Here is a 14,052-nt window from a genome sequence, read left to right on the forward strand (position 1 = left end):
TTTATTTCCTTTTTGGCATAGGTTTTGCGTCTGCAGGAACTGTATTTGTTTTAGTCCACACACCATTTTTCAATAAACTATTTACAAAAGTTGCATCTCCAGTTTCTTTATAGAGTTCTAGGGCTGCAGCCATCCTGTGATTCCCCTCAGAAATATAGTATCTACCATTGTTATCTACGAAACCAGCGATTATACCCTTCGGATCTGAGTATAAGTATTTTCCATTTTGCATATCATTTTTTATAAAATCGATCTGATGAGGTTCCCTTAGGCCGACCTGAAGACTTTTTATGTTTGGCAAAGAACCTCTTGATGATAAAGATCCTATTTCTGATATATAACCTTTTATCACAGGTGATAAATATTTTCCTGCTAAGCCGAATAGCGCATAACCTGCTAACTCCCCTGCAGCGTCTTTAGCAAAAAGAGTTAAACCACAGCTATAGCTAATATCCATGCCGCAACTGTTAAATCGTTCGTAAGCATTTAAACCCATATCTCTAAACTGATTAGACAAATCGAATCCAATCTGTTTTTCCAACTCATTATATCCAGAAGCTGTAGAAATTCCATAAAGCATATCATTAATACAGGTGGTATTACCCGCAGCTCGGCATCCTTCAAATATCTCTTGGTTCTTTACTGATATTTGATTCATCTCCTTGCGTACATTACTCTCACAACCACTGTCTTTACATGCAGCGTACTTCTCGGCGAGTATTTTTGGTTCCTCATGCATTAAGAAATTATATAGCAGGACACTTTCGGCAGCACTAGCACCACTATTAACACCACTGGCTTTGCCGGTAATAGCGGCTCCCGCCAAAGCACCAATAATTCTGCCAGTAGAGGTTATCTGTATTTCTCTTAAGGCTGGGTCAACGAAAGTGTTGCCTAAACTGATTGCAGCTAGCTCTGCGGCCAACGCACCGGCCGCAGCCCCTTTAGCGTTGCCCCCTCCGATTTCTGCTGCAACACCCGCAATAACCGCATGGCTGATTACTCGTCTAGGGTCATCTATCGGCAAGCCGAGGACTTCTCCCTTATCCCCAATAAACTTAGCCCCTTCCGCATTGATCTGACTGCCGATATTACTCAGGAGTGCTGTGGTGAAATTATCTTTGAAGCTACCGCCGTTAATCGCAGTACCGATGCTGGAACTGATCACTGACTGTCCAGCGACACGCTGCGCGACCTTGCTCCAGTCACCGTTGCTGAGCATGGGCAGTTTGGCCTTGGCAGGATCGATGACGGTTGTGCCGTTAGCAGCCTTGCTAAATTGCATAACTTCATCGAAGCCTGCTAATGCACCGCCGATCACCATTGAGGTAACCAGTGATTTGACCGAGTCACTGCTGCTCATGGCCTGGAACGTTTTGGACAGGTTGCCTTTGTTATCCACCAGCGCGACTGCTGCCTGCGAGGTCAGTGCCGTCATTCCTGAATAAGCTGCACCGTTTACGACAGCAATTGTTGTCGCGCTGGCTCCCGTTCCCACAGCACCAACTGCCATGTTACCTGCAGCAGCAGCCAGGCCTGCTCCTGCGGTTACCGCCGCAACGGCAATCGCAATCACGGCTCCAACAACAGGGTTCAGGCTTTGTGTTGTGTGGTTCCAGGTGCTATAGGCATCCTGTACCGTGTTCCATTGCACATCTGTGCGGCTGTTTAAATCCTTAAGCCAGGCAGTGCCGGGGTTGTTGCTCAGCACCAAAAGAGCATTTTGCAGGGACTGCGCATTCTGGGTTTTTGCATCAGCGGTAATACCAGTAGCGGCATCAAGAGTGAGTTGTCCGCCAGAGTGAATGCTTGGAAGTAACCAAGTGTCTTTGGTATAGCCTTTGTCATTGCTCTTGATGAAGAACCCTTTTGAGGTGGTGATCGTCTGCTCGAATGCAGTGTCTTTGACCGCCTTGAAGTTAATGTTTCCTTGTGTGCTGGTCAGCTTGGCATTCTTGCCCGCGTTGATTTTGCTGGCTTCATAGGTGCTGTCATCACGGCTGAGCAGATTGATATCACCGCCTGCGGTGAATTCTGTCACTTTGTTTGTGACATTGTGGCTGGTTTGCCGAATGGTGGTTTTCTTGCCGTACCATTTGCGTTTAGTGGTTGTTTTTTCGTAATGGCTACTTTCTTCCGCTGCTTGCGCATAAAGAAAACCACCTTTGGCTGCCGCATCTAACGCTCCTTTAGCGATAAGCTGGGTGGCCTGGAAAAGAATGCTGCCATTGGATAACAGAGTGAGTATTCCGCTGCTGTTCAAGACGGCATTTTTTTGCGTGACGGACTCGCTATATTCGTTGTTCCCTTCCCGGTAGATATGGTTAGCGACCGTGTTAAATTCCATTTTTCCGCCGGAACTTAATGTCATATCACCGCCGGAAGAGAAATCGGTTCCGGCTGCAATAAATTCGCCGTTGGAAGCGATCGTCAGATTTTTTCCCGCATGGACTCTGGCGGTAACATTTCGGTCGTCTTTATTATTATCATTCTGGCTGTCAATCGCGGAGTAGGCTGTAGCGAGCAATTTTAGGCTATTGCCTGCGAGCAGGGCTGCATTGCCATTGGCGGACAAGTTAGCTGATTGTGCAAGTAAGTCTTTTCCGCTAGAAACCAACAATTGATTTCCGGCACTAATTGTACTGCTGAGTTCTGCCTGTCGTGAGTTGGTAAATAACGCTTCGGGAATCGTGTTGAGCACCCTTGGATTCAGATTGATATCAGCCCCTGCTGTCAGGTTGATATCTTTCGTTGCACTCAGCGAAACACCAGCGATATCCAGCGTGTTCCCGGCATTTAACGTAATACTGCCTGTTGAATTAATACGGCCAAGTAGGCTAAATGTGTCGTTAAAGATCTTTTGTTTTCCGGTATCGGTTAACGTACCGCTAATTTTTTGAGGGTCTAATATGAACTCATCATTTTTAATCGTAATGTTATTACTAGAAATAAATGAAACATTGTTTGTTTTTCCTATATTAATGCCATTTAATAGAATGTCTTTTCCCGACTGAATAGATAGGTTTTCTGTGGCGTTTAGTATGCTTAATTGACGAATGCCATCAGAAGAGAAATGCTTTGCGGCGCTGTCGGTATAAAGTGAAGTATCTCCTTCACGACTTAGAATTGTAATATTTTTTCCTAAGAATTTATTTTGATTTGCATCAATGCCATTACTTGCGAGAATAGAAAGATCACCTGCTGAGTTCAGCTCACCACCAGTTAGTTTTATATTTCCTTCAGATAATAGACTCAGATCCCCTGTTGACTTTACAGAACTTTGGTTTTTTATATCTTTGGACTTAAAGATAATTTCTTTCCCTGTGATGCTATAGGGATGTGGTGTTGAGTAAATTTTCTCAGAAAGTTCAGTAAGATTCTCAGGGGCGTTATCCTCGATATTTATCGTATCAATGAAATCTAAAACAAGACTGCCACCTGCATTTATTTTGCTGCTCAAATATTCTTTTTCAGACCAGGTTTTTTTATTATCTACCCGAACTAATGGAATCGGGATGTCCCCCCATAACGGATACTCATCAATATTAAAACCAGCAGGGATTGGTGAGATGTCAATGCCAGAATCCCTCTCGTCGAACTTAAGCGCTAGTTTAACATAGCTATTTGAATCACCTATGGAATGATTGATTATATTTGCATTTTTCCCAGTGGAAATAATATTCCCAATGGCGGAGATAGTACTGTTTTTGTTATTCAGTGTAGATGAATTTATATAGGCGTTTTTTCCTGATGAAATGATCCCTTCTCTGCTGGAAAAAAAGGTGTATTTGTTTTTTTCTGTATTGGCATAAGGGTTTTCCGTAAATTTAAAATTGCCAATCCAACGTAAATTTTTATCATCTACTACACCCATATAGATGCTAACGAATGAATCAGGTCCTGTGCCATCAATAATTATTCCAAATTGACCATCAATTGATGTTGAATTGGCTGGCGTGCTGATTTTATTAACCGAGAACTGATCGACGATATTATCCAACTGCTCCGTCCGAATCACCAAATCCCCGGTATTGGTTTTAATCGTCCCAGAGCGGTTTTCGACTTTAACGCCTTTGTTCCCCGTCGCGTCTTTTTGAATCCACAGGTTGTTGTTGGCCTGAATGGTGGCCTGTGTGTTGGTCAGGCTATCGTTGAACAGGCGCATATCTTCGCCCGCGATGATATTCCCTCGGTTATTCAATACGGTACTGGCAAGCGTGATATCGCGGTCGCTTTTCACCGTATTGCCAGCAGCAATATCGACCTGCTGTGCATTCAGATTAAGGTCGGTTTTCGCTTGTACATTACCGAGCTGGATTTTACCTTTGCTGTCCAGCGTAATGCCTTGCTGAGTGCTGGTCAGGTTAGCGACGTTAGCGCCGACTCCGTCCTCGGTTGCCACGAGCCGGATGCGTTCTGCATACATACCGCCGAGCGCTTTGGTATCAACCGCCAATAGCGGTTTGGCACCTTCTCCGGTGATGGGGGCGATTGTGCCGGTTTTGAAATCGACCCTATTGCTGCCTTGAGTCAGCGTCAGGTTTTTCGCATTGATTTTGCCGTTCAGCTCGGTTGCCCGGCTGAGGATATCGACATAATCCGTTGCTGAACCGTCCAGGCCTTTGCCACCAATGGTGATGCTGCCTTTTTTCACTTCCAACGCTTCAAGTGCACCTTGCTGATCCAACACCGGTTTACCGGTTGTCAGCGTAGCTGAAGGTGTATTGATGAACCCACATCCATCACAGGTGATGCCGTTCGGGTTAGCAATCAATACGTTGGCTTTATTCCCGAAGACTTCGATCTTCCCTTGCAGGTCTGAGCGGGTGGAGCCCGTCACCTCGTTGATAATCAGATCGGCCGCTTTGCCATTGAGGTTGGCGTTAGCGTTTAACTGCCCAGCCAACTGCGATTGCCCCGCGGCAATGCTGTTGTTTAGCACGGCACCGGGTGTCCCGACGCTGAAATCTTTATAGGTATTGTGAGAAACACCCGCTGCGTTTGGCGTCGCGATATTGATGACCGGGACGGCACCCGCGTTGTTGACCTGCGTGCGTGGACCGTCTGGTGTGAGTGCCGCGAACGCGGGGTGTAACGGTTGAATTGCGGTCAGGTAGATCAGCAGATAGCTAAGTCCACGAGTGGTGCGGTTATTGAATTTTTCCATGTGACTTTCCTTGTTTTCCTTTTGCTGTGAATCGATGACTTAATCAAAAAGTGCCGTAACGGGGAGGGAGACTTGCCAGTAAACGACGACGTTGTCGGGATGGAGATCGTCTGGGAAGTGCAGCGGCACGCCGAGTGACACCGACTGGCTGACCCAACGTGAAGATGCGGACAGGCCGACGGCAGCACCGGTCATATTGCCTCCATCGACTTTGCCGGCTTTCCCCGCAATCCACCCGCTATCCAGCGCGGTGGTTAAGGCGATATCACCCAGAAACGGTAGGGTAGTGAATTGCCAATTCAGTTCATTACGCCAGTAGAATCCCCGATTGCCAGTTAGTGTCTGTTCCTTAAATCCCCGTACGGAATACTCGCCGCCGAGCGAGATGCGTTCGCTGGTATACAGGTTGTCCGGCGTGGTTTGGCCGTAAAGGGAAGTCAGAAAGTACAACGAGGGTGTAAGTGGGTAGAAGTAGCTGCTGCTGACGCTAAATTTGCGGAACTCGCTGCGTGGCAGGCCACTATTTTCCTTTGTATCATTTGTCGCGCCCCAACTCCTTACGCCATGGCTTAACATCGGGTTGAGCGTAAAATATCCGCCCGCCAGCGTGGTGCTATAGCTGAGCCCAAGGCTAGCGCTACTGACCGTAGGGCTGCTGACCTCAAGGCGCTCACCCGCCATCCGGTTCTCGGTGCGTCGACGAGAGAGCGCGCCATCCAGCGCCAGCTTCTGCTTCCCATCCCGATAGAGCGTTCTGTTGAGGCTGAGCCGATGGGTATTACTTTGCCCTTCATAACGATATGCACTGCTGCCAATCGGGATCGGTTGGAAAAAGTCATTCCAGGCATATTGATAGCCGAGCGTCCAGTAGCCATAAGGCAAGGACATCCCGCCCGATAAGGCTTTGCTGCCGTAGTTATGGCTGAATGCGCTATCACGGCTGGCGGTGAGCCACCAGCGATCGGCGAGCTGCAGCGGGTTATCGAACGTGAGGTGGGTAGAAAGCTGTTCGCGACCCGTGCTTTTTTGTCCACTGTTATCAGTGCTAATCGACAGTGTGACAGGGCGGGAGTGCGTGGTGCGTTTGAGATAAACAATCGAACTTCCGGCTTGTTTTCCCGGCTGAATATCAATCGTAACCTGTCGTGAAGGCAGGCGATTAAGTTGTTCCATCCCTTGTTCGATATCGCGCAGATTAAGAATGCGCCCTTCCAGACCGGGGAAGGCCATCTTGATTGCGAGTGGCGTTTCCCCTTCCATGCGAATGGCTTCTATCTTTCCCTCGCTGACGCTGATGATGAGCGTGCCGCTGGAGAGATCTTGTTCCTGCAAATAGGCTTGGCTGGTGACAAAGCCGCGATTGAGGTAGGTGTTGGTGGTTTCCCTCACGGCGTTATGGATTGTGGCTAAATCAAGGCAGCGGTTTTGGTAGCGTCCCTGAATGGCAGTCCGATCTTTTGTCGAAAGCGCATCTGCATCGTGAAAGACAATGTTTTGGATGGGGAAGCAGACGGCATCTTTTACTGTTGGTGCAGTGACCGTGGGTATCGTTAAGGTGGTGCTGTTTTCCAGCGATAAACGCTGCTGTTTGGCCTGCTCCAGTAATGACTTTTGCTGGAGCTCCAGCGCATCGCGATCTGTTGGGCTGATGGCGGTGGCGGCAAAGGTTGAGCTGCTGAGACTCAAAAAAATAAGGCTTATAAAAGAAAGGGTTTTACACAAAATGAACGCGTTCCTTACGTTGATTTACATTTTGCGCTTATATACACAAATGCTTCATTTCGTGACTAGGTAAAATCGATAGCCAATAGAAATTCGACAGAATACGTTGAGAAATTTAATTTTTGAGAATAAAAATGATAGTCATTATCATTTTTATATAGATAGGCAGGTAACTATATCGTAAGTCAGAGTAATTTTTATATTTATCATTGGGTTTCCGCTGCGATGGAAACCCAATGAGGTCTGAAGTGGGGACGGTTACTTAAAGTCTGCGTACGGCGTAAGCGGCTGCGGTGGGCTGTCGAGATCGCCCTGCCAGCCGGAGGCGGAGTAGCGCAGGTAGATGAGGCCGTGGCTTGGGGTGTAGTCCTTCGCTTGCTGAATGTCGATACCGACGCCCAGCGTCCAGTGTGAGCTGAGGCGGCGTTCGACAAGTGCTCGCGCCGTATAGCCGAAGCCGGAACTGCTGCTGCCCTGTTCGATGGCGTCTCGGTCGGTGATCGCAGCGTTGCCCAACAGGCCGGTCAACGGATAGCGACGCTGATCTTTGGTAGACGAACGTGACCACGACAGCGAGCCGCCGAGTTCCCACGACCAGTTTTCCGTCCGCTGCCGGTAGTTCACCGGCACGCCCAGTGAGAAGTATTGCTGCGGGCTGTAGTAACCGCCCTGACCGAGCGAATAACCGCTTAAATCTTTCTGGTAGCGCCACCACATGCTGTTCAGGCCGACCGTGACGCGTCGGTTATCCTCATTAATCAGTTTGTAGTAATAACCTGCCATAGCGCGAGCGCGGTCATTATCGGCCACGTTTTTACCCGTAATTTGGTGGACGCTGAAATCACTCCACACGCCGTGCGCTTCGCCCCGATCGTAGCTCAGCCCGAGACTGACGCCTGTGGTACGCACGCCGCCCCAGGTAATGCCGGTGCCCGGGTCTTTGGTGCCGCCGAAGGCGAGTAATGAGCTGGAGATTGGGCGGCGCGATGCTGTCGCGGTCCAGCCGATTTGCCGCCAGTCGCCGCTGTAGCTTGCGCCACCGACGATATCGACCACGTCGAAGCCGAGCGGCGTGGTGCCGATATCCGCCGACCAGCGATCGTTCTTCCAGCCTGCGGCGACGCTGGTGCCGGTGGCTTTCTGTGATTTACCGTCGAAACAGTCCCGCGTGGCGCAGGTGCCGAAGGTTTCCCGATAGGCACCGTTGCTGTCCGTAGAGAAGGAGCCAGCGTCCATCTGTACGGTATCGGTGCGGAAGAAGGCGCGACCGTCGTACAGCGGCATATCCACTTGCAGCATGGTGTTGTGGGCGCTCAGGTCGGAAATCCCACCTGTACCGCTCGAACTCCCGTAATCGTGGTCAAGCGTGACGGTAATATCTTGTTTGCGATACAGGTCCCCGGCATCGGCACGGATGCTGCGTTGCAGCCAGTCGTCTCCTACCTGATTGCGCGTCAGTCGGGTGTAGTCATCGTCGCTTTGTGGTAACGCGGGCGTGATGCCGCTAGCAACCATCGCCTGTTTATAGTCCTGCTGTGCCTGCTCTGGTTGAGACTGCTGTTGTTCAACGCGTGCCGCATCGCGGTAGACCAATGCTTTGCCCTGACCGATGGGTTCTTTTTGCGCGTCGATTTTTAGCTGACGGAAAAGCGCCGTCGATTTTTGCGGATTTCCTACCGCTTGCCAGGCGTTGGCGACGCGCCGCTGCGCGTTGAGGGTATCAGCCGCCTGCGTCGGGAGCTGGTTCAGACGCTGACGTGCGTCATCTTGCCGACCCTGCGCGATAAACGCGTCGATCTCACCCAATTGTGCGTCGGGGTTCTGCGGTTCTTGTGTGCGAATGCGTTGATAATCCGCCAGCGCCGTCGCGTATTCGCCCCGTGCCAGCGCCCAGTCTGCTAGCAGCAGATCGATACGGGTGTTCGCCGGCTGCTGACGCAGGAAAGCGATAGCGGCGGATTCGTCCCCCGCATCGCGCATGGCTTCTGCTTTCGCCAGCGTAGTTTGTATCGTCAGACGCTGAGATAAATCGCGCATGTCGTCGCTCCACTGCGCCACGGGAAGCGTGTTCAGGTGAGCGAGTGCTTGCTCATCGCGATTGGTCGATGACAGGTAAAGTGAGTAAACGTAGTTCTTCTGTGCGTCGGTGGGTGGCACGGCAGTCGCGCGTTGTACCACGCTGTCGGCCTGCTGCATTTGCCCCAACTGGCGCAGCGTCTGGGCATAGCGATAGGCAAACCAGATATCGTTCGGATCCTGCTGGCTCGCCTGACGATACTTCTCTTCAGCCTGCGTCCACTGCTGCTGTTCCGCAAGTTGGTCTGCTTGTTGTTTTAGGATATTGAGTTGTAGCGCAGTAAGTGTCTCCCGCATCGTGTTCTGCTGGCTGCGCGACAGGCTGTTGAGGTAAGTGAGTGCTTTCTCCGGCGACTGCCGCTGATAAATCCCGACCAGACCGCGCAGGGCGTTATCGTTGCCGGGCTCAAGGTGTAAAGCCTGCTGATAGAGCGGCTGGGCGGCGGTATCGTTTTGGCTGGCAACGGCGACATCACCCAGACCAATCAGCGCATAGGGATTGGTGTTATCCATCTGGCGTGCCTGTTGATACTTCTGGCGCGCCAGCGGCAGGTTATTGGCTTTCAGCGCGTTGTCGCCTTCCGCAATGGTGGTCCAATATTGCGTACTTTGGATAAGTCCTTCCCATTTGCCGCTGTTCAGGCGATTCACATCCGCCTGTAGTGCCTTCTGGAACTGTGCCAGCGCTTTTACCCGATCGCCTTCGCGCAGGTAAACCAGACCCACAGCGCCGATCAGCTCAGGGTCGTTGGGTGTGGCGGCCAGCGCTTGATTGAGTTCACCGAGCGTGGCGCGGTTGCCCCCGCCGCTTTCCACCACCGCCAGGCTGCGGAGACGGGCCTGATACGTAGGGTCGGCCAACATTCCCTGCTGGCGGTTGAGCTCTTTGCGCGCGGTTTCTGCCTGTTCACCGTCATCAAATACCGTCAGGAAGCGGTTGAGTTCCGCCACGCTCTGCGGCGTGACCGGCATCCGGCCAATAATTTCCAGCCATAGCGACGCCGCCTGACTACGTCCGACGGGATCGTTAGACAGCTGTTTCAGTAAAGGGTAGGCCTGCTCGTTGCGATCCTGACTGAAGAGCAAGCGTGACAGCGCCATGCGCAGCGGAACGTTGTCAGGATAAACCTGATCCAGCGCTTCCAGTTGCTTAATCGCGACGGGTTCCTGATTCGGCAAACGAGAAACCAGACGCCAATACTCCACGGCGAGATCGAGCGTGGGCGGTTCGCCGTGAAAGAGCGTGTCGTACTGCGCTTTGGCTTCCGCGTAACGTCCGGCGGTAGACAGCAAACGCGCCTGCTGTAATTGCTGACGTGCGGCTTCCTGCGTCAGCGCCAGCGTCATCTCTGCCTGCCGATAGAGGGCGGAATCGGGTGCCACGGCTTTCAGTTTGTCCAACTGCTGGCGCGCCTGCGCCTGATCGCCTTGGCGCAGCGCCAGCCGCAGTCGGGCGGCGATAACGTCGGGATTATCCGGGTTAATCAGCTCCAGCCGATAAAGCGACTGACGCACGAGATCGTCTTTGTTGCTGGCTTCTCCCAGACGCACCTGTTCCATCAGAAATTGTTCTGGCGATGCGGTTTCCGCGCTGGTTGCCTGCGGTGCCGCAATCAGCAATAACGGCAGGAGGCGCAGCCAGTTTACGGTGTGGTTGTGCATTGGCTGCCCCGAGACGGTAAAAGTTGGCCTTGTGAAGTGAAGCGATAGCGCTTCTGATCCCATCCCTGACCAAAGAGCGTCAGAGAGGCGGAGAAATACGCATCGTCACCCGGTGGATTGGCGGCGAGCCGCTGCCGCTGGGCGGCCAGGGCATCCGGCTGGCGGGATAGCATCGGCAGCAGTGAGGCGGAAAACCCTACCGATCCCTGTCCGGTGACGGTGCCTGTCGCGGTGTCCGCTTTTTCGGGCGGTAGCCCTTGCCGGATCGTCTGCTGAACCATCGGCTGAAACTGTTTGAGCAAATCGGTTTTCCCTCTGCTGCTGTCGGCCATCATCCCCGCCCACAGATAGACGCGGATGGCGTCATAGCTGCCGACATTGGGTTTGGTGGTATCGGGCTGCCAGCCTTTGCCTTTTTGCCAGATGACCCAATCAGGCGAAAACCCTTTCGGCGCGGTTTCCAACAGCAGGCGCTGCGTGGTGCGCTGCATGGCTTTCCACTTCTCGTCCAGCGGCGCAAATCGGGCCAGAAGTTGCGGCGGCAGGTAGCTGGGGTTCAAGCGCCAGCTCTCTTTCTCTGCGAAGCCCACTTTGCCGGGCAATAGCATCACGCCCAGCCCCGGAATCGTCACCACCTCTTCTTTGGCGATGCGCGCGAGCAGCGCGGTGCCTAGCGTCTGATAGCGTGTCTCTTTCCACAGCCGACCAGCTTCCAGCAGGCTATAGGCAATCCACAGATCGGCATCGGAAGCGGAGTTCGGATCCAGCACCGTCCACTGTTTATCCGTGTTCTCTCCCCACAGCCAGGCGGGCAGATTCGCGCGCAAATCGCCTGCGGACAGGTTGTCCTCTGTCCATTTCAGCAGCCGATCAAACATCACGCGATCGTTGGCGACCAGCGCAAAGAACAGGGCGTAGCTTTGCCCTTCGGACGTGGTGATTTTATTGGGCGTTGAGGTATCAATCACCCTTCCTTGTTCGCTGATGTAATACTGCTTGTACTGCTCCCAAGCTGGCCAGTCGCAGACGGCGGCGGTGGCCAGGGAAGCCCATAGCCACAGCAGCGTGGGAGTCAGATAGCGCAGCACGCGTGGCATGGTGCGTTAATCCCTTTCATCCGGCGACAGGCGACGGCGGCTGAAGAGTCTCAGACCTCGCCACAGCAGCCAGGCAATAATAATGACGCTGACGGTGGACATGATCGCCAGCCAGACGGGATGTTGCGCCAGTACGTGCCAGATACGTTCCCACCACGGCAGGTGGCCGACGTAATAAACATCGCCGACGCGCAGATTATTGATGCCCGATTCGCGGATGACGGAAACGGAACCGAACAGCGAGGCTCTTTTTTCACTGTCGATCAGCGCGTTGTTGAGCAGCGTATAACCCTGCGGACTATCGGCTAGCAGCGCGACAACGCTGCGCTGGTCGTGATACGGGGACTGGAAGCCGATAATCGCCGACATCGCTCCGTCACTGCTGACGGTGGTTTTACTGTCTGGCTTCGCGTCAGATTCGGGGGAGCCCATGTCCGGCATTGCGGTCTGGCGTAGCGGCTGTTTGATCCAGCTTTTTGTTTGTTCGACCAGTAGGTTAATTTTACTACTGTCGTGCAGTTCAGGCGGGATAGCGCCGATCATCAAAATATCGCGGTCCTGCTTGTCTACCTGCGCCCAGTCATCGCTGAGCTGCATCGCTAACGCCGGATAGCCGGTTTGCGCCCCAATGTTACCGATGGCGTTCAGCATGGCGCTGAGCTGAGCCGGTTGTGGCTGCTTGTTCACCAGCACCAAGGTTTGTGACAGGTCAGCCAGTCGGCTGAACGGATAGCCGGCATTGGCAAAAGCACGTAGATCCGGCATTGCCATAAAGTGTCGGTAACCAGAGAAGTTAACCGTCGAGCTGCCGTCGATGACGGCGTGATTCACGACTGGCGTATAAGTTTCGCAGCGGTCGGCGGTGCCGCTGGAGAGTAACGTAGTGTAGTTGAAATCAAAGCGCAGCTCGTTGGTCGTGCCCAGTTTCAGCGCCGGAATAGACAGGGTCTTGTCGGAATCCCGTAGCCCCTGCGTGAGCGGCAGGCGCATCAACAGGGAGTTCTGGTCCTGTTCTGGTGCCAGCGAGAAGGCCTGTACGAACTGGTTGTTCAGGTTGATGCTCAGGCGCGAGCCGTCCTGAATCTGTGGCGCGGTGTAGCGATATTTCAGGCGCATATCGATGCCCTGACTGCGGATCAGGAACAGGTCGGGCGGCAGATTCATGGTCAGCGAAATCGGTCGGGGCACGATACCGTCGGTTTGCAGCTGTTCGTTATATTGCTGTAGTTCGGCGAAGGTCATCGGGCGGTCGGTGCGAACCCAGTTTGGCGCATCATACGGCTGACGTGGGGCGAGCTGTTCGACCTTATCGATGGTGACGCTTTGCCCACGGAACAGCGCATTCCCCTGTGCGATGCCCTGCACGGCGGTGAGCAGTTCATTGTCATCACGTCCCTGAACCAGCAGTAGTTTCACATGAGGATCGTTAGGGTGGCTGATGATCGATACCGTTGGCCCTTTCACGGCGGGAGTATCGCGCAGGAAATCCGGCCGCTTATCGTTGGTAGCGAACACAATACCGTGGCTATTCGGCAGTTGGTTGAAGAGGGCAGGGAAAGACTGCCCGCGCCATTGTGCTTTGCTGCCAAACCACGAGGCGAGCACCGCAGCGGCACGCTGTTGCACCAGATCCGGCTGGTCGGCAAAGACGATAGGCAGCGTCAGTGGGCGGGTATCGCGGCTGTCAAAAAACGGTGCTGGGAACGGCGACAGATCGTCTTTCAGCGTCAATTTCTGGAATTGTAGATTGAGCGCACTGGCTTTGCTGATATCCAGCCACAGACTGGTGCTGGCTGGGTTTTCGCAGATGTTCTGATAATGGCCGACGAACACCAACTGCATACGGTTAAAGTCCGTGATGTAGCGAGGATCGATAGGAATGCGAACGCGGTTGGATTTCCCCATCTGCTCTTTGCTAATCGTGGTGACGCCCATGAGCTCATTGTTCAGGTAAACCTTGATATGCGACTCGGTGGGGATCAGCGCCGGTGACGGGGTAAACTCGAGATCGAGGGAAGCCAGCGTGACCACTTCATCGCTGCGAACGCCAAACTCAATCTGTCCGTCGGGATTGATACCGCGTAGCGCAAAGGTGCCCGGCGCAGGCGCGATTTGCGCAAAGGGCATCACCACGTTGCGCACGGCGGTGTTGGTTGCCGGTTGCCCCAGAGGAATCGCTGGCATCGTCATCGCTGGCGTTGCGGTGGCAGGCGGCTGAGTTGCGCCCCCTTCTGCCAGTGTTTGTGCGTACGGCGCGGTGACAGCCTGAGATAATGAGCTGACGCCTAAAGCCAATGCGGTGAACCAGATTATTTTTTTCGTCATCGT

The 14,052-nt window shown here is 53.0% G+C and carries 5 protein-coding genes; all 5 read right to left on the reverse strand.

Annotated features, from left to right (window positions below):
- Position 1 precedes the first annotated feature (1 nt).
- Complete coding sequence (locus tag MYB54_RS00360) at positions 2-5,167, reverse strand: DUF637 domain-containing protein (RefSeq protein ID WP_248721368.1); 5,166 nt, start codon at positions 5,165-5,167, stop codon at positions 2-4.
- 39 nt (positions 5,168-5,206) lie between these two features.
- Entirely contained in the window at positions 5,207-6,889 is a 1,683-nt protein-coding gene (locus MYB54_RS00365) for a ShlB/FhaC/HecB family hemolysin secretion/activation protein (protein WP_119870790.1), read from the reverse strand.
- A 258-nt stretch (positions 6,890-7,147) separates the two neighbouring features.
- Positions 7,148-10,627, reverse strand: coding sequence for a cellulose synthase complex outer membrane protein BcsC (gene bcsC / locus MYB54_RS00370; RefSeq protein ID WP_248721369.1), 3,480 nt, complete (start codon positions 10,625-10,627; stop codon positions 7,148-7,150).
- Positions 10,609-11,724, reverse strand: coding sequence for a cellulose synthase complex periplasmic endoglucanase BcsZ (gene bcsZ, locus MYB54_RS00375; RefSeq protein ID WP_248721370.1), 1,116 nt, complete (start codon positions 11,722-11,724; stop codon positions 10,609-10,611). The genes bcsC and bcsZ overlap by 19 nt, the downstream gene beginning before the upstream one ends.
- 6 nt (positions 11,725-11,730) lie before the next feature.
- Positions 11,731-14,049 (reverse strand): cellulose biosynthesis cyclic di-GMP-binding regulatory protein BcsB, encoded by a 2,319-nt coding sequence (gene bcsB / locus MYB54_RS00380; protein WP_248721371.1) that lies wholly within the window; start codon positions 14,047-14,049, stop codon positions 11,731-11,733.
- Positions 14,050-14,052: the final 3 nt, after the last annotated feature.

The sequence above is a fragment of the Pectobacterium nicotianae genome, from assembly GCF_023272715.1.
Lineage (GTDB): Bacteria > Pseudomonadota > Gammaproteobacteria > Enterobacterales > Enterobacteriaceae > Pectobacterium > Pectobacterium brasiliense.